This window comes from Bradyrhizobium sp. CCBAU 51765 (assembly GCF_015291725.1).
GTDB lineage: Bacteria > Pseudomonadota > Alphaproteobacteria > Rhizobiales > Xanthobacteraceae > Bradyrhizobium > Bradyrhizobium liaoningense.
The window spans coordinates 6467559-6485309 of record NZ_CP030038.1; the positions used below are offsets into that span (position 1 = coordinate 6467559).

Below are 17751 nucleotides of genomic sequence, written 5' to 3' on the forward strand. Positions count from 1 at the left end.
AACATCAGAACATGTAATAGATGTTATTTTGTAAATTTTGTAAATTAATGGGTTAGCAAGCCTGACCTTGATGAGCCTGGAGGCCTGAGACATGCCCGCCGTTTCCGGCAAGAAACTCTTCGTCGGCCCGCGCTTCCGGAGGATCCGGCAGCAATTGGGGCTGTCGCAGACCCAGATCGCCGAGGGGCTCGGGATCTCGCCGAGCTATGTCAACCTGATCGAACGCAACCAGCGCCCGGTGACCGCGCAAATCCTGCTGCGCCTTGCCGAGACCTATGACCTCGACCTGCGCGACCTCGCCACCGCTGACGAGGACCGCTTCTTCGCCGAGCTCAACGAGATCTTCTCCGATCCCTTGTTCCGCCAGATCGACCTGCCCAAGCAGGAGCTGCGCGACCTCGCCGAGCTCTGCCCCGGCGTCACTCACGCGCTGCAGCGGCTCTACGCCGCCTATACCGAGGCGCGCCAAGGCGAGACGCTGGCCGCCGCGCAAATGGCCGACCGCGACGTCGGCACGCGCTATGAGGCCAATCCGGTCGAGCGCGTACGTGAACTGATCGAGGCCAACCGCAACTATTTCCCGGAGCTCGAACAGGCCGCAGAGACTCTGCGCGACGAACTGAACGTGCCGGCCGAAGGGCTGTATGCGGCGCTCGCGGCGCGCCTGCGTGAAAAGCACTCGATCCAGACCCGCATCATGCCGGTTGACGTGATGCGCGAGACGCTGCGGCGCTTCGACCGGCATCGCCGCCAGCTCTTGATCTCGGAGCTGGTCGACCCGCCCGGCCGCGCGTTCCAGCTTGCCTTCCAGCTCGGCCTTGGCGAATGCGCGCAAGCCCTGGAGACCATCGTCGGCCGCGCCGGCCCGCTGGACGACGCGCCGCGCCGCCTGTTCCGCATCACCCTCGGCAATTACTTCGCAGCGGCGGTGATGATGCCCTATCCGGCCTTCCTTGCCGCAGCCGAAGCGCTGAATTACGACATCCACGTGCTGGCGCAGCGCTTCAATTCCGGCTTCGAGCAGGTCTGCCACCGCCTCACCACCCTGCAGCGGCCGAACGCGCGCGGCATTCCGTTCTTCCTCTTGCGCGTCGACAATGCCGGCAACGTCTCGAAGCGCTTCTCCTCCGGCACCTTCCCGTTCTCGAAATTCGGCGGCACCTGCCCGCTGTGGAACGTGCACTCGACCTTCGACACGCCGGACCGCCTGCTCAAGCAGGTGATCGAACTGCCGGACGGCACGCGCTATTTCTCGATCGCGCAGATGGTGCGCCGCCCCATCGCGCCGCACCCGCTGCCGCAGCCGCGCTTCGCCATCGGCCTCGGCTGCGAGATCCGTCACGCCGCACGCCTGACCTATGCCGCCGGCATCGACCTGGAGAAAACCGAGGGCACGCCGATCGGCGTCAACTGCCGCCTCTGCGAGCGCGAAAACTGCGCCCAGCGTGCCGAGCCCCCGATCACGCGCACGCTGATCCTGGACGAGACGACGCGGCGGGTGAGCTCGTTCGCGTTCTCGAATGCACGGGAGTTGTGAGGGGGCGATTGGTGTGCACTACGCACACCACTGTCATGCCCGCGCAGGCGGGGCATCCAGTACGTCGCGGCCCATCGACTCTATCACTGCTGTCACGGAGTACTGGATTGCCCGCCTTCGCGGGCAATGACCGCGGAATGTGTGGCGACCGCCAGAGCCTACGCCAGCGTATGCACGATCACCGGCCCCGCCACGGCGCGCGCGTCGCCGGCCAGCAGCGGGCCCAGGTTCTTCTCGATCCAGGCGATCGCGCGCCGGTTCGCCTCCTCGGCCTGCTCGAACTTGTCGAAGATCGAGATCGCGGTGACCGTGTCGTCGCCGGCATAGACGACGTAGTAGGCGCGAAAGCCATCGACGTCGCTGATGATCGGAACGGCGCCGTCCTTGATGCGGCGCGCCAGCTCTTCCGCGCTCCCGCTTTTCGCCTTGGCCTGACGGATGGCGGCATACATGGCATCCTCCTCCGGCTATCTGGACTTTGGGCCTGTGACCCGGAGCCGATGATACGCCGATGCAGGCGGCCGATCCACGCTTGGTTAACCCCGCGCTAATCCGCCCGTGCGATCTGCAACCAGAGATTAAACACGCCTCAACATCGGCGCCCTAGTCTCGCCCCACTCACGTTTCGCAAGCAACGGCGGCCTATTCTGCCGGGCGAAGTGACATCAGGGGGCTTCATCATGCGCATTGCGTTGCTGCTGACCGCAACCATCGTCGGCGCGCTCTTCGCCAATCCATCTCGTGCCGGGTCGCTCGATGCCGACGCAGCGCCGTCGTTGCCGCCGGGCTTCCAGGGCTACCGCGGCTACATGTTCGACCTGTCGGAGAATTCCGACCGCAAGGACGTCGACAAGCTCACCGACAATCTGAAGCAGCAGATCGACGCCGTCGAAGCGGCCGGCCTGTCGCCGCGCGTGCTGCGCTTTTTCCGCACCGTGCCGATCATCGCGAGCGAGCTCGCCTGCCTCGACGAAGGCGCCGCGACCGCCTGCTACGGCCGGGTCGCTCCCAACGTCGAGCGCCGCGTTCCGCGCACCCTGACGGTGTGGGACCACGACAAGCAGCGCTGGACCAATCCGAACGCCGTCGACCTCGCGGTCGACTCGGGGCTCGGCGTGATCATGCTGCGGCCGGACATGATGCGCTACGAAAAGGAGGCCGTGCTGCTGCACGAGCTTCTCCATGCCTATCACGCACGGCTGCTGCCGGACGGCTACGCCAACAAGGGCGTGATCGCCTATTACGCGCTGGCCAGGTCCAAGGACATGTTGCCCAAGGAAGCCTACGCGATGAAGAATCCCATGGAATTCTTTGCCGTGACCGCGAGCATCTTCCTGGCCGGAAAAAGCGAATTCCACGACCCGAAGTCGCGCGAGGCGCTCAAGGAGAAGATGCCCGACTATTACAAGTACCTGGTCGGCGTGTTCGGCTTCGACCCCGAGCCGACGGCGTCGAACGGCCCGGTGGCCTCGCTGAAGTAAAGCAGACAACGCGTCTGCCCAAGCAAGCCAGCCAAAAAGCCGCGCAATATGCGCGGCTTTTTTTGCTTCGCAAGCTGGAAGCTGCGGATGACGCGCTGGCGGGAATTGCCAAGGCGGGGCCCGATCTGCATAGTCCCGCCGCATCGATACCGTTTTTCGAAGAGGATGAGAGAACATGGCGGACGCAGACCTGGATGTCGTGATCCGGCAACTGGCCAGACAGCTGCATACGGGCCTGATGACCCGCGCCAAGGAGCGGCGGGATCGCTTCAACGGCCTTGCGGCCAAGGCCAAGGGCAAGGAGACCGGCGAGCGCTTCAAGATGATGGCCAAGGCCACCATGGAGCAGGCCACCGCCGCAGCCAAGCGCCTCCAGATGTCCGCCGACAACGTCGCCGACAGCTACGCGCGATCGATGCGCCTGGCCGCCAGTGCGCCGATTGCGGTGAAGATGGAAAAGAAGGCGAAGGACAAGCCCGAAAAGAAGGCCAAGACGAAGAAGGCGAAGGCCAGGAAGGCGAAGTAAGCGCTTTCTTCCTTCTCCCCTTGTGGGAAAAGGTGGCGCGAAGCGCCGGATGAGGGGTTGCTAACTGGACTGCGAGATTTTCACTTGCGGAGAGATACCCCTCACCCGTCTCGCCGCGTCGCGGTGACCCACCCTCTCCCACAAGGAGAGCGGGGAAGAGCCCGCAGCTCTGGATATTTCTACCGTCTCGGCGCCGACACCTGTGTCGGCTCGGCGCTGGCGAGCTCGGCGAGCTTGGCGCGCGCTGCCTCTCGCGCGGCGCCGTTCTTGCCGGCGGGCAGCGCCAGCGCGGCCTCGAAATCGGCGCGGGCATCGTCGGCCTGACCGCGGGCGAGGAACGCGAGGCCGCGATCGAGACGGGCCTGCGCATCGGAGGGGTCGAGGCGGACCGCGGTGTTGTAGCTCAGGATGGCCCGATCGAGATCGCCCATGGCGGCAAGCGCAAGGCCGCGCTGGTGATAGGGTGCGGCGAGCTTGGGATCATGCGCGATCGCCTCGTCATAATCCGCAATGGCACGCTCCAGATCGCCGTTCAGCCGAAGGGCCATCGCCCGGTCGCGATAGAGCGAGCCACGGTTGGGATTGAGATGGATGGCCTCGTCGAAATCGGCGATCGCCCGCCTGAAATCGCCGTGACGCAGCGCGATCCGCCCGCGCCCCGCATAGGCGAAAGCGATCAGCGAGCCGCGAAGCGGCGAGAAGCCGATCACGGCCGAGCAGATGTCGGGATCGTCCTCGTCGCCGCAATTGACGACCATGTGCGTGGACAGGCCGATGAGCACGCAAAGAACGATCAGCAAGAGTACGGCAGCTCTGGTCATCTTCGACGGTGGCCGGAAGCGGACCGGCCACGCATCCCCTTTCGAAGGAATGGTCACGTCGAGGTGTTAACACCGGCCGGGATGACCCAATGTGCGCCAGGTCACAAAGCCGCAAATCCTCACCGGTTCCGTTGGCTAGCCCCAGGGACCGCGGGAAGGACCGCGGGAAGATCCACGTGACGAGGAGCGGCCCCAGGGACCGCGCGGCGGGTAGTTCTCGTTGGCCCCGACCGACGGCGCCGCCCGCCCGCCAAGCTCGGACGCGAGCTGTTGGAGGGCGGCGACACGGTTCTGGGTCGAGGGGTGGGTCGCGAACAGATTGTCCACACCATGTCCCGACAGCGGATTGATGATGAACATGTGCGCGGTCGCGGGATTCCGCTCGGCCTCGTAGTTCGGCACCTGATGCGCGGCGCCCTCGATCTTGACCAGCGCCGAGGCCAGCCACATCGGCTGTCCGACGATGCGCGCGCCGAGATTGTCGGCGGCGTATTCGCGCGTGCGGCTGATCGCCATCTGCACCAGCATGGCGCCGAGCGGAGCGAGGATCATCATCAGGATCGAGCCGACGATGCCCAGACCATTGTTGTTCTCGCGATTGCCGCCGAAGAACATGCCGAACTGGGCCAGCATGGAGATCGCGCCCGCGATGGTCGCAGTGATGGTCATCAGAAGCGTGTCGTGATGCTTGATGTGGGCGAGCTCGTGCGCGATCACGCCGGCGAGCTCCTCGCGGCTGAGCTGGTTCATCAGGCCGGTGGTGACGGCAACTGCGGCGTTCTCCGGGTTGCGGCCGGTCGCGAACGCATTGGGCTGCATCTCGTCCATCACGAACACGCGCGGCATCGGCAGGCCGGCGCGCCCGGCAAGCTCGGCGACGAGGCCGACCAGCTCCGGTGCGGTCGAACGGTCGACCTCATGGGCGCCGTACATCGACAGCACCATGCGGTCGGAGTTCCAGTAGGTGAAGAGATTGGTCGCGGCGGCAATGACGAGCGCGATCATGGCGCCCGAGGCGCCGCCGATGAGATAGCCGACGCCCATGAACAGGGCGGTCAGGCCTGCGAGCAGCATTGCGGTACGAAAATAGTTCATGGCCGTCTCCTGGAGCGGCCGCGGGCAAGCCTTCGGCCGGCTTCCCCGAAGTATGAATGCCGCCGACGACCGCAAGGTTCGTGCGTCGCCGGGCCGCAGATCCATGGCAGTGTGGCCAGCCTTTCGGTTCCCGCTAAACCTTGACGGTTATTTACGCAAAAACACACGTGGGTGCTTAGCAACCTGGAAAGCGCAGGATTGGCTTAATCCGCGGTTGCCGGGCACGTCGTACGGTTCCTGCGCGTTGCCCCTTTGTCGGCATTCCGCTCGCAAGGTGACCGTCATGATGGACCGCTCGCGCGCCGCCTCCGTCGATCCCGCATCTGCCCCTGTGCCTGCCCCCTCCCCTGACCAGAAGACTGATGCGAAAGGCTTGCAGGAGGCGCTGCACGAGCAGCTGTTCGCCAATGACGAGCCCAGCCATGCGCCGGACGGGCAGACGGCGCCGGAAACCGGACGTCGCTGGTCGTATCTGCGGCGCGGTGCCAAGATCGCCATCGGGCTCGCCATCGTCGCCGTGTTCGGCTGGCTGCCGCTGCGCGCGATCTGGGAGAATTCGAGCGTCGAGGCGGTGCTGAACTCCCGCCTCGTCACGTTGCGCACGCCCATCGGTGGGCGCGTCGCGGCCGCCCAGCGCGTCACCGACCAGACCGAGCTGGAGGCCGGAACCGTCGTCCTGCGCGTCGTCAACTCGCGCGGCGATCGCACCCTGCTCGACGATCTCCGGCGGCAGAAATCGCGCCTGGAGAACGAGCGGCCGAGTCTTGCCGCCAAGCTTGCCTCGGCGCAGGCCGCGCAAAAGGACCTGGCGCGACAGGCCGCGCAATTCCGCAATGGACGCGTGCTCCAGCTCGAGGCCCGCATCGCCGAGATCCAGACCTCGATCGAGGCGGCGGCGGCGCGGCGCGAAGAGGCCAGTGCCGCCGTTGAACGCGCCGCGGCGCTGGCCAAATCCGGCAATGTCTCGACCGTCGAGCTGTCGCGGCTGACGCGCGAGCTCTCCGTGTCACAGCAGACCGAGCTCGGCGCACGCAAGCGGCTGGATGCCGCCAGGGTCGAGCTCGCCGCGGCGCAGAGCGGCTCGTTCCTCGGCGACAGCTATAACGACCGGCCGAGCTCGGTGCAGCGCGAAGAGGAGATGCGTCAGCGCGCCGGCGACCTCGAGGCCGATCTCGTCCGCACCGACACCGACATCGCCTGGCTTGCCAACGAGATCATCGTCGAGGAGGTCCGCTTCGCCGATCTGTCCGAAGCCAACATCACGACACCCGTCGCGGGGCGCGTCTGGGAAATGATGACCTCGCCCGGCGAGGACGTGCAGGCCGGCCAGCCCCTGCTCAAGGTGCTCGATTGCAGCGGCGCCGTCATCACCGCCAATGTCACCGAAGCCGTCTACAACCGCCTGCAGCTCGGCGATCGCGCGACCTTCGAGCCGAATGACGGCGGCGAGCCGGTCTTCGGCACCGTGGTCAATCTGACCGGCGCCGCCGGTGCACCCGCCAATCTCGCCATCAATCCGGATGCGCTGAGCAAGGAGCCCTATCGCGTGACCGTGGCATCGCGCGATGCCGCGACCCGCGCCTGCACCGTGGGACGCACCGGCCGTGTCGTATTCGACCGGCGCGAGACAGCGCCGTGATGATGGCGCTGACGCCCGGCCTGATTGCGCTCGGCGCCTTCATGGCGATCGTGCCGCTGCTCAGGCGCGACAGCACGATGGCGCGCTCGTTCCTGACCATCGTGTCGGTGGCCCTGCTGCTGCGTTATCTCCATTGGCGTGTCACCTCGACGCTCCCGCCGCCGCATCTGACCCTCGATGCCGTGGTCGGCTACCCATTCCTGCTGCTGGAAGCGGCCTCGCTCGTCGCGGTCGCGCTGTCCCTGCTGTTCCTGAGCCGGACGCGCGACCGCACCGGCACAGCGAGGGTCGACGGCCGTGCCACCGATCCGCGTGCACCGTTGATCGACGTCTTCATCTGCACCTACAACGAGGAACGGCCGATCCTCGAACGCACCATCATCGGCGCGACCGGCATGGCCTACGGCCACTACCGCGTCTGGGTGCTGGACGACGGACGGCGGCCCTGGCTGCGGCGCCTTTCGGGCGAGCTCGGCTGCCATTATCTCACGCGGCACGACAACCTCCACGCCAAGGCCGGCAACATCAACCATGCACTCAGGCATGTCGGCGCGCTGCCGGAGCGGCCGGAATTCGTCGCCATCCTCGATGCAGACTTCGTGCCGCGGCCCGATTTCCTTGCGCGGACCATCTCGCTCATGGACGACGAGTCGGTCGGCGTGGTGCAGACGCCGCAGCACTTCATCAATCCAGATCCGATCCAGACCAACCTCGCCACGACCGATGTCTGGCCCGACGAGCAGCGCTTCTTCTTCGACATCCTGCTGCCGGCCAAGGACGCCTGGGGCGTCGCGTTTTGCTGCGGCACCTCGTCCCTCATTCGCTATGCCGGGCTGACGCAGATCGGCGGATTTCCGACCGATTCGGTGACCGAGGACTACCTGGTCACGCTGCGCCTCAAGGAATACGGCCTCAACACGATCTATCTCAACGAGCGCCTGACGATCGGGCTCGCGCCGGAGGGGTTGAAGGAATACATCACCCAGCGCGCCCGCTGGTGCCTCGGCTTGATGCAGATCGTGCGCGGTCGCAGCGGACCGCTGTCGCGGCACTCGAAGCTGTCCTTGATCGACCGGCTCTCGCTGACCGACGCCTTCATGAGCTGGTCGGCGGTGTACGCGTCGAAGGTGGCGGGCCTCGTCGTGCCATGGTTTTTCCTGCTGTTCGGCATCAAGGCGGTTCAAGCCGACCTCACCGAGCTGTTACGCTTCTTTCTGCCTTTCTATGTCTGGCATGGTCTCAGCATGGCCTGGCTGTCACGCGGCCGCTCGCTCGCGATGATGACGGACGTCTCGCAGCTCATCGCGGCGCCTGCAGTGCTCCAGGCGGTGGCCGCCGGCCTGCTGAAGCCGACAGGACACAAGTTCAAGGTCACCGCGAAAGGCGGCGACCGCAACAGGCGATTCGTCGAATGGCCGCTGCTGCGGCTCTATGGCGGCGCGCTCGTCATCACGCTCGCAGCCATCGCCTATGCCTTCATCCTGCACCTGCGCGGCGAGAACATCGCCTATGGCGGACTGGCCCTGGCCTGGAGCCTCTACAACGCGGTCATCCTCACCGTGGTCTGCTTTGTCTGCATCGAGCAGCCGCGCAAGCGAAAGGCGGAGCGGTTCAGCCGCAATGAGACCGTCCTGCTGCGCCACGACGGCAGGTCGCATCTCGCGCGGCTCGGCGACATCTCCATCACGGGCGCGCGCCTGATCGATCCCGATCCGCCGGCGCCGGGCAGCACCATCGAATGCCGCATCTACGGCCGCCCGATCGCGGCCATCGTGGTGCGGCGGACCGCGGACGGATTCGCAGTGCGGTTCGAGGAAGGCATGGATACGCGCGTGCATGCGATCAGGGCATTCTATGCCGGCGAGTATGTTCGCGCCTTTCGGGGAGTGAGGGCGCTGCCGGTCGGGAAAGCGCTGCTGATGCGGCTGTTCGGCTAGGCCTAGACGACATCGCCCGCATTCCCTGCGCTGGCGGAGCATGGAAAGGATGGCCTGAGGCCGTCACTTCACCTAAACTTCAGCCGAATCCACGCCTGTCCTTTCCCCGCCGGAACCCCCATGGTCCAGACCCGATTTCTGATCGCGGCCGTCACGCTTTTCGCGTGCACCGCCACCGCTTCCGCCCAGATGCTTCCACCTCCCGCCAGGCCGGCAGCGCCCAAGGCGCCCTCGCCGCGCGCGGCCTCGTGCCACAATGGCGCGAGCTTCGATCGCTTCCTGGCGGACGTGAAGCAACAGGCGGTGGCTACCGGCGTGTCGCAGCGCACGATCGCGGAGTCTTCGCCGTATCTCGTCTACGACCAGGGCATCGTCAACCGCGACCGTGGCCAGCGCGTGTTCGGCCAGCTCTTCACCGAGTTCGCCGGCCGCATGGCGGCGCCCTATCGCATGCAGAACGGCCAGCAGCACATCAAGCAATACGCCGCGGCCTTTGCACGCGCCGAAAAGGAATATGGCGTGCCAGCGGCCGTGATCGCCGCATTCTGGGGCCTCGAGAGCGACTTCGGTGCCAACATGGGCAATCTGCCGACGCTGAAATCGCTGGTGTCGCTCGCCTATGACTGCCGCCGCTCCGAGATGTTCGTGGGCGAGACCATCGCCGCGTTGAAGATCATCGATCGCGGCGATCTGCACCCCGACGAGATGATCGGCTCCTGGGCCGGCGAGCTCGGGCAGACGCAGTTCCTGCCCGTACACTACGTCAACTACGCGGTCGATTATGACGGCGACGGACGGCGCGACCTGCTGCGGTCGCCGGCCGACGTGATCGGCTCGACCGCGAACTACATCGCCAATGGTTTGAAGTGGCGGCGCGGCGAGCCGTGGCTGGAGGAGATCAAGGTGCCGCCCAACCTGCCGTGGGAGAAGACCGATCTCACGGTGCGCGAGCCGCGCTCGACATGGGCGCAGCTGGGCGTCACCTATCCGGACGGACGGCCGCTGCCGAATGACAATCTTGCAGCGTCCGTGCTGCTGCCGATGGGCCGCTTTGGTCCGGCCTTCCTCGCCTATCCGAATTTCGCGGCCTACACCGAGTGGAACAACTCACTGATCTACTCGACCACCGCGGGCTATCTCGCCTCGCGCATCGCCGGCGCCGCGCCGATGCGCAAGCCCTCCGCGCCGGTCGCGCAGCTGCCGTTCAACGAGCTGAAGGAATTGCAGCAGCTGCTGGTGCGCGCCGGCTACAATGTCGGCAAGGTCGACGGCGTGCTCGGCCAGCAGAGCCGCACTGCGGTGAAGGCGATGCAGATCAAGTTCGGCCTGCCGGCCGATTCCTGGCCGACGGCGGAGCTGCTGGCGCGAATACGCGGCGGCACGGCGCAGGCGCAGCCCCAGGCGACGATCAGATAGACAATCTCTCCGCAGTCATTCCCCGCGAAAGCGGGGAATCTAGTACGCCGCAGCTTCTCGATTCAATCACTGCCGTCTCGGCGTACTGGATCGCCCGCCTTCGCGGACGATGACGGCGGAGAGTGACGAAGCGGAATTTTCGCATCGCACAAGCCGCGCTCTGCGATTGTATTTTTCCATGAGGCCCCCATGTGAGTGGCTCAGGTTTTCTCCTGAAATTTCCCACCATTGAAGCGAGCATCACATGTCCTTCTACGACGCCGTCGTCCCCGCCTATCTGCAGATGCTGAACAGCGTGACCGGGCTGCTCACCAAAGCCGAGGCGCATTGCGCGGCGAAAAAGATCGATCCCGGCGTCCTGCTCGGCTCGCGCCTGTTCCCGGACATGTTGCCGTTGTCGAGGCAGGTCCAGCTCGTCAGCGATTTCGCCGCCAAGGGCTGCGCCCGGCTCACTCACAGCGAAGTGCCCACGACGCCCGACACCGAGACCAGCTTCGCGGAATTGAAGCAGCGGCTGGCGAGGACGATCGACTACGTCAAGTCGTTCAAGCCCGAGCAGTTCGAGGGCGCCGAGACCAAGGACGTCACCTTCCCGTCCGGCCCCAACAAAACCACCACGATGAAGGGCCAGGAATTCCTCAGCTCGTTCTCGCTGCCGAACTTCTATTTCCACGCCGCGACCGCCCACGGCATCCTGCGTCACAACGGCGTCGAAATCGGCAAGCGGGATTTCATGGGCACGAACTGATTTTCAGGATCGCACGGCCGCGTAGCGGAATTCGGCCGCGGCGGCCGGAATTGCACATGATTTATGCTACGCGGGCGCTGCCGCGTAGCTCGCCTGCACTTTCCGTATGGCTCATCCCTTGCGCCTGATGTCGCGATGCACAACTGTTCAAAACCTCTCACCGCCTGGAAGCATTCACAATGAGCCGTTCGACCAAATTGTTTGAGACCTACAAGCTCGGGCCGATCACGCTGGCCAATCGTCTGGTGATGGCGCCGCTGACGCGCAACCGCGCAGCGCCCGGCACGTTCGTTCCGAGTCCGCTGGCGGCCGACTATTACGGCCAGCGCGCCTCCGCAGGGCTCCTGATCACCGAAGCGAGCCAGGTCTCGCAGCAGGGTCAGGGCTACCAGGACACGCCCGGCATCTACAGCAAGGACCAGGTCGCCGGCTGGCGCAAGGTCACGGACCGCGTGCATGAGCGCGGCGGCAAGATCTTCATCCAGCTCTGGCATGTCGGCCGCATCTCGCATGTCGACCTTCAGGCCAACGGTGCAGCCCCGGTCGCGCCGAGCGCGATCCGCGCCAAGGGCAAGACCTTCGTCAACGGCACCTTCGCCGACGTCTCCGAGCCGCGCGCACTCGAACTCTCCGAAATTCCCGGGATTATCGACGACTTCAAGCGTGCGACGAAGAACGCGCTGGAAGCCGGCTTCGACGGCGTCGAGATCCACGGCGCGAACGGCTATCTGCTCGACCAGTTCGCCAGGGACGGTGCCAACAAGCGCACTGACGCCTATGGCGGCTCGATCGAGAACCGCGCGCGGCTGATGCTGGAAGTCGCCAAGGCCGTCGCCACCGAGGCCGGCAGCGATCGCACCGGCATCCGCATCTCGCCGGTCACGCCGGCCAACGACCTCTCCGACAGCAACCCGCAGCCGCTGTTCGATCACATCGTCGACGGGCTCAACGCCCTCAAGCTGGTCTATCTCCACGTCGTCGAAGGCGCCACCGGCGGGCCGCGCGACATCGCCCCGTTCGACTATGCATCCTTGCGCAAGCGCTTCGCCGGCGCCTACGTCGCCAACAACGGCTACGATTTCGAGCTTGCGACCAAGGTGCTGGACGCGAACGCGGCCGATCTCATCGCCTTCGGCAAGCCCTTCATCTCCAACCCCGACCTGGTCGAGCGGCTGAAGAAGGGGGCGCCTCTGAACGACTGGGACAAGAACACCTTCTACGGCGGCGGCGCAAAGGGATACACGGACTATCCGACGCTGGCGGCCGAACCGGCGGAGTGATGTCCGCTTCCTCCGCCGTCATTGCGAGGAGCGCTTGCGACGAGGCAATCCAGAATCTTTCCGCGGTGACAGCCTGGATTGCTTCGCTTTGCTCGCAATGACGACGCGGAGGCAGTCGAGTTCAGTAACGAGAAAAAGGCCGGGATCGCTCCCGGCCTTTCGTGTTTGTGACTGTCCAAGCGCCGCTTACTTCGCTTCCGCGCGCTTGGGCGGGCTCGCCGGCCACGACTTGATCAGCGTGTCGTAGTCGACCGTCTCGCCCTTCGGCTTCTCGTTGGCGAGCTTGCGCTGGGGCGCGACGGTGCCGTCCTTCTCGGCCTTGGCGAACCAGTACTCCGGCTTCTCCTTCTTGTGGAGCTTCGGACCGCAGGCACCCTGCACGCCGGACTTCTCCAGGCGCTCCATCACGGAGTCCTGAGCGGCCGCGAGGGCATCCATCGCCTGCTGCGGGGTCTTCGCACCGGACGACGCATCGCCGATGTTCTGCCACCAGAGCTGCGCGAGCTTCGGATAGTCGGGCACGTTGTTGCCGGTCGGGGTCCACTGCACGCGCGCGGGCGAGCGGTAGAACTCGATCAGGCCGCCGAGCTTCGGCGCACGCTCGGTGAACGACTTGTCCCAGATGTCGGATTCACGGATGAAGGTGAGACCGACATGGCTCTTCTTCAAGCTCACCGACTTGGAGACGATGAACTGGAGATAGAGCCAGGCTGCCTTGCGGCGGTCCGGTGGGGTCGACTTCAGCAGCGTCAGCGAACCGGCGTCCTGGTAGCCGAGCTTCATGCCTTCCTTCCAGTACGAGCCGTGCGGCGAGGGAGCCATACGCCATTTCGGCGTACCGTCCGCGTTCATCACGGCGATGCCCGGCTTCACCATGTCGGCGGTGAAGGCGGTGTACCAGAACATCTGCTGGGCGATGTTGCCCTGCGCCGGCACGGGTCCCGACTCGGAGAAGGTCATGCCCTGGGCCTGCGGAGGCGCGTACTTCTTCATCCACTCGAGATATTTGGTGATCGAGTAGACCGCTGCCGGTCCGTTGGTGTCGCCACCACGCTCGACGGAAGAGCCCACCGGACGGCAGCCCTCCATGCGGATGCCCCATTCGTCGACCGGCAGACCGTTCGGAATGCCCTTGTCGCCATTGCCGGCCATCGACAGCCAGGCGTCGGTGAAGCGCCAGCCGAGCGAGGGGTCTTTCTTGCCATAGTCCATATGGCCATAGACCTTGACGCCGTTGATCTCCTTGACGTCGTTGGTGAAGAACTCGGCGATGTCCTCATAGGCGGACCAGTTCACGGGCACGCCGAGCTCGTAGCCGTACTTGGCCTTGAACTTGGCCTTGAAGTCGGGATTGGTGAACCAGTCGTAGCGGAACCAGTAGAGGTTGGCGAACTGCTGGTCGGGCAGCTGATAGAGCTTGCCGTCCGGCCCGGTGCCGAACGACTTGCCGATGAAGTCGTTGACGTCGAGCATGGGGTCGGTGACGTCCTTGCCCTCACCGGTCATGTAGTCCGACAGCGCGATGGTCTGGCCGTAGCGGAAATGGGTGCCGATCAGGTCGGAGTCGTTGATCCAGCCGTCATAGACGTTCTTGCCGGACTGCATCTGGGTCTGCAGCTTCTCCACGACGTCACCTTCCTGGATGAGGTCGTGCTTGAGCTTGATGCCGGTGAGTTCGGAGAACGCTTTCGCCAGCGTCTGCGCTTCGTATTCGTGGGTGGTGATGGTCTCGGAGACGACGTTGATCTCCATGCCCTTGAAGGGCTCGGCGGCCTTGGCGAACCACTCCAGCTCCTTCTTCTGGTCTTCCTTCGACAGCGTCGAGGGCTGGAATTCCGCGATCCATTTCTGGATCACGGCCTCATCGGCGGCGCGGACCGGCGCCGAGACCGCAAGCGACACCGCAACGATCGCGGCGGCGCTGGACATGGTCAAAAAGCTATTCTTGGTCAATGGACCTTTCCTTCTCCTAAACTGTCGCATGTTGTTCCTCCGTTGCAGCGACAAACTTTTATACAGGCCCGGGTTGGTCCCGGATCTGGCCGTCCCTTCGCCAGTTTCAGACCGTGCGGAAGATGAGCACGGCCGTGACCAGCGAAATTCCGCTTGCGAGCCACAGGCTCGAAATCTCGAAACCCTCCTCTCCGATCGGCAGCGTGGCGATGGGGTCGGTGCCGACGAGACCGATCCACGCGAGGTGGATGACGGCGGCCGCGATCAGCGAGATGAACAGGCGATCACCGCGCGTGGTCGGGATGCGCAGCACGCCGACGCGCTCGGCCTCGGGATACACCGCGGCGAGCCAGGTCATTACCGCGAGCGTGCAACCGAGCGCGGCGAAGAAGATCGCGGTCGGCAGCGTCCAGGCCATCCATGCGATTGACTCCATGGTCGCCTCCCTACACGCGGCCGAGCGCGAAACCGCGCGCGATGTAATTGCGGACGAACCAGATCACGAGCGCGCCCGGGATGATGGTGAGCACGCCGGCGGCCGCGAGCAGGCCCCAGTCCATGCCGGCCGCCGACACCGTGCGCGTCATGATCGCGGCGATCGGCTTGGCATGCACCGAGGTCAGCGTGCGCGCGAGCAAGAGCTCGACCCAGGAGAACATGAAGCAGAAGAAGGCGGCGACGCCGATGCCGCTCGCGATCAGCGGCACCAGGATCTTGATGAAGAAGCGCGGGAAGGAATAGCCGTCGAGGAAGGCGGTCTCGTCGATCTCGCGCGGCACGCCGGAGACGAAGCCTTCGAGGATCCACACCGCCAGCGGAACATTGAAGATGCAATGCGCCAGCGCGACCGCCCACGGCGTATCGAACAGGCCGATCGCCGAATAGAGGTTGAAGAACGGCAGCGCATAGACCGCAGCCGGCGCCATGCGGTTCGACAGCAGCCAGAAGAACAGATGCTTGTCGCCGAGGAAGCGGTACCGCGAGAACGCGTAGGCCGCGGGCAGCGCGACCGAGATCGAGATGATGGTGTTGAGGATGACGTATTGGAGCGAGTTGATGTAGCCGGAGTACCAGCTCTCGTCGGTGAAGATGCGCTGGTAGTGCTGCAGCGTCGGGGTGTGCGGCCATAGCGTCATCGTCGAGACGATCTCGCTGTTGGTCTTGAAGCTCATGTTGACGAGCCAGTAGATCGGCAGCAGCAGGAAGACCAGGAACAGCCCCATGATGAGGCGGCGGCCGGGGATCGAATGCATCAGGCCACTCCTTCCCTAGGCTCGAGTGCGGGCACGGGCTTGAGCGCGGCCGAAGGCTTGGGCTCCACCGCCGGCTCGCTCGAAGCCTGGACTTTGCGTTCCACGCCAGCGTTGGTCATGACGGTGTAGAAGATCCAGCAGACGATCAGGATGATGAGGTTGTAGACCAGCGACAGCGCCGCGGCCTTGCCGAGGTCGAACTGGCCGAGCGCGATCTTGACGAGCTCGATCGACACGAAGGTCGTGGAATTGCCGGGCCCGCCGCCGGTGACGACGAACGGCTCGGTGTAGATCATGAAGCTGTCCATGAAGCGCAGCAGCACCGCGATCAGCAGCACGCGGTTCATCTTCGGCAGCTGGATCGCCTTGAACACGGCCCAGCGCGAGGCGCCGTCGATCTGCGCCGCCTGGTAATAGGCCTCGGGAATCGACTTCAGGCCGGCATAGCAGAGCAGCGCGACGAGGCTGGTCCAGTGCCAGACGTCCATCACGATGACGGTGACCCAGGCATCGAACTCGTTGGCGACGTAATTGTAGTCGAAGCCCATCGCGTTGAGGACATAGCCGAGCAGGCCTATGTCCGGGCGGCCGAAGATCTGCCAGATCGTGCCGACCACGTTCCACGGAATCAGCAGCGGCAGAGCGAGAATCACAAGGCAGGCCGCGACCGTCCAGCCCTCGCGCGGCATCGAAAGCGCGACGACGATTCCGAGCGGCACCTCGATGGCGAGGATCACCAGCGAGAAGAACAGGTTGCGGCCGAGGGAAGCGAGGAAGCGGCCGCCGAGATCGGTCGAGGGATCGAGCAGCTCCTTGAACCAGCCGACACCGTTCCAGAAGAACTGGTTGTTGCCGAAGGTGTCCTGCATCGAATAGTTCACCACCGTCATCAACGGCAGCACCGCCGAGAAGGCGACGACCAGGAACACCGGCAGTACCAGGAACCAGGCTTTTTGGTTGACGGTCTTGTCCATCAGGCGGCTCCCTCCACCAGAAGGCTGTCGGCATAGACGTGCACGTGCGACGGATCGAATTTCAGCCCGGCGCTGCTGTCCGCGCTGGTGAAGCCCGCCGGCGCGCGCGCCGCCAGCTTCGCGTTGCCGACGCGCACGCGCGCGAAGCGGATGCGGCCGAGATCGTCGATGCGCTCGATCCTGGCGGCGAGCAGACCGGGCGCGGGCGCAACGACCTCCACGAATTCGGGACGGACGCCGATCTCGATCTTCGCGCCCGAAGGCAGATTGTCGTAGCTGCGATCGAGCGCGATGACGTGGCCGCCGATCTTGGCCTCGCGCCCTCGCACCTCCGCCGGCAGGATGTTCATGCCGGGCGATCCGATGAAATAGCCGACGAAGGTGTGCGCCGGCTTGTCGAACAGTTCGGCCGGCGGGCCGCTCTGCACCACGCGGCCGTCGTGCATGACGACGACGGTGTCGGCGAACGTAAGCGCTTCGGTCTGGTCGTGGGTGACGTAGATCATCGTGAGATCGAGTTCGCGATGCAGCGCCTTCAGCTTGGAGCGGAGCTGCCATTTCAGTTCGGGATCGATCACCGTCAGCGGCTCGTCGAACAGCACGGCCGCGACGTCCGAGCGGACGAGGCCGCGGCCGAGCGAGATCTTCTGCTTGGCATCGGCGGTGAGTCGGGTGGCCTTGCGGTTCAGATATGGTTCGAGGTCGAGCAGACGGCCGATCTCGGCGACGCGCTTGTCGATCTCGGCCTTCGGCACGCCGCGATTCTTCAGCGGGAAGGCCAGGTTCTGCCCCACCGTCATGGTGTCGTAGATCACGGGAAACTGGAACACCTGGGCGATGTTGCGCTTCTGGGTCGACAACGGTGTGATGTCCTTGCCGTCGAACAGGATCTTCCCACGCGACGGCGTGATGATGCCGGAGATGACGTTGAGCAGCGTGGTCTTGCCGCAACCGCTCGGGCCCAGCAGCGCATAGGCGCCGCCCTGCCGCCAAGTCATAGTGACAGGCTTGAGCGCAAAGCTTTCCGGGGCGGCGTCGTTGCCGCCGTAGGAATGAGCGAGATCGACGAGGTCAATGCGGGCCATGGCGCA

The 17751-nt window shown here is 65.0% G+C and carries 16 protein-coding genes; 8 read left to right on the forward strand and 8 right to left on the reverse strand.

Going from position 1 to position 17751, the window contains the following annotated elements:
* Positions 1-91 precede the first annotated feature (91 nt).
* Complete coding sequence (locus XH96_RS30570) at positions 92-1537, forward strand: short-chain fatty acyl-CoA regulator family protein (RefSeq protein ID WP_194389262.1); 1446 nt, start codon at positions 92-94, stop codon at positions 1535-1537.
* Positions 1538-1695: 158 nt separating this feature from the next.
* Here the strand turns inward: XH96_RS30570 and XH96_RS30575 are convergent, their stop codons facing one another.
* The gene (locus XH96_RS30575) at positions 1696-1989 is read right to left on the reverse strand and encodes an antibiotic biosynthesis monooxygenase (protein ID WP_035676462.1); all 294 of its coding nucleotides are present in this window, start codon (positions 1987-1989) and stop codon (positions 1696-1698) included.
* Positions 1990-2217: 228 nt separating this feature from the next.
* Here XH96_RS30575 and XH96_RS30580 point away from each other — a divergent pair, with 228 nt between their 5' ends.
* Positions 2218-3018, forward strand: a complete 801-nt coding sequence (locus tag XH96_RS30580; RefSeq protein ID WP_194389263.1) for a hypothetical protein — start codon at positions 2218-2220, stop codon at positions 3016-3018.
* Positions 3019-3193: 175 nt separating this feature from the next.
* A complete protein-coding gene (locus XH96_RS30585; protein ID WP_194389264.1) occupies positions 3194-3544 on the forward strand; it encodes a hypothetical protein in 351 nt (116 codons plus the stop codon).
* A gap of 179 nt (positions 3545-3723) precedes the next feature.
* On the opposite strand, the gene XH96_RS30590 is transcribed toward XH96_RS30585, so the two are convergent.
* Together XH96_RS30590 and htpX are read right to left on the reverse strand one after the other, a co-directional pair.
* Positions 3724-4365 (reverse strand): tetratricopeptide repeat protein, encoded by a 642-nt coding sequence (locus XH96_RS30590; RefSeq protein ID WP_194389265.1) that lies wholly within the window; start codon positions 4363-4365, stop codon positions 3724-3726.
* 135 nt (positions 4366-4500) lie between these two features.
* Positions 4501-5460, reverse strand: a complete 960-nt coding sequence (gene htpX, locus XH96_RS30595) for a zinc metalloprotease HtpX (protein ID WP_194389266.1) — start codon at positions 5458-5460, stop codon at positions 4501-4503.
* A 283-nt stretch (positions 5461-5743) separates the two neighbouring features.
* Here htpX and XH96_RS30600 point away from each other — a divergent pair, with 283 nt between their 5' ends.
* The 5 genes from XH96_RS30600 to XH96_RS30620 all read left to right on the forward strand — a co-directional run bounded on the left by XH96_RS30600 (position 5744) and on the right by XH96_RS30620 (position 12480).
* Complete coding sequence (locus tag XH96_RS30600) at positions 5744-7099, forward strand: HlyD family efflux transporter periplasmic adaptor subunit (protein WP_194389267.1); 1356 nt, start codon at positions 5744-5746, stop codon at positions 7097-7099.
* Positions 7099-9036 (forward strand): glycosyltransferase, encoded by a 1938-nt coding sequence (locus XH96_RS30605; protein WP_246790199.1) that lies wholly within the window; start codon positions 7099-7101, stop codon positions 9034-9036. Before XH96_RS30600 ends, XH96_RS30605 begins: the two co-directional genes overlap by 1 nt.
* A 120-nt stretch (positions 9037-9156) precedes the next feature.
* Positions 9157-10452, forward strand: coding sequence for a lytic murein transglycosylase (locus tag XH96_RS30610; RefSeq protein WP_194389269.1), 1296 nt, complete (start codon positions 9157-9159; stop codon positions 10450-10452).
* A 244-nt stretch (positions 10453-10696) separates the two neighbouring features.
* On the forward strand, positions 10697-11200 hold the full coding sequence (locus XH96_RS30615) for a DUF1993 family protein (protein WP_194389270.1): 504 nt from the start codon (positions 10697-10699) through the stop codon (positions 11198-11200).
* A gap of 179 nt (positions 11201-11379) precedes the next feature.
* Entirely contained in the window at positions 11380-12480 is a 1101-nt protein-coding gene (locus XH96_RS30620) for an alkene reductase (protein ID WP_194389271.1), read from the forward strand.
* Between the two features lie 186 nt (positions 12481-12666).
* Here the strand turns inward: XH96_RS30620 and XH96_RS30625 are convergent, their stop codons facing one another.
* From XH96_RS30625 to XH96_RS30645, 5 genes are all read right to left on the reverse strand, one after another.
* Positions 12667-14409, reverse strand: coding sequence for an ABC transporter substrate-binding protein (locus tag XH96_RS30625; protein ID WP_194394325.1), 1743 nt, complete (start codon positions 14407-14409; stop codon positions 12667-12669).
* Between the two features lie 130 nt (positions 14410-14539).
* Positions 14540-14869, reverse strand: a complete 330-nt coding sequence (locus tag XH96_RS30630; protein ID WP_194389272.1) for a DUF2160 domain-containing protein — start codon at positions 14867-14869, stop codon at positions 14540-14542.
* 10 nt (positions 14870-14879) lie between these two features.
* Positions 14880-15686 (reverse strand): carbohydrate ABC transporter permease, encoded by an 807-nt coding sequence (locus tag XH96_RS30635; RefSeq protein ID WP_194389273.1) that lies wholly within the window; start codon positions 15684-15686, stop codon positions 14880-14882.
* Complete coding sequence (locus XH96_RS30640) at positions 15686-16660, reverse strand: carbohydrate ABC transporter permease (protein WP_194389274.1); 975 nt, start codon at positions 16658-16660, stop codon at positions 15686-15688. The genes XH96_RS30635 and XH96_RS30640 overlap by 1 nt, the downstream gene beginning before the upstream one ends.
* Entirely contained in the window at positions 16660-17745 is a 1086-nt protein-coding gene (locus XH96_RS30645) for an ABC transporter ATP-binding protein (RefSeq protein ID WP_194389275.1), read from the reverse strand. Before XH96_RS30645 ends, XH96_RS30640 begins: the two co-directional genes overlap by 1 nt.
* Positions 17746-17751: the final 6 nt, after the last annotated feature.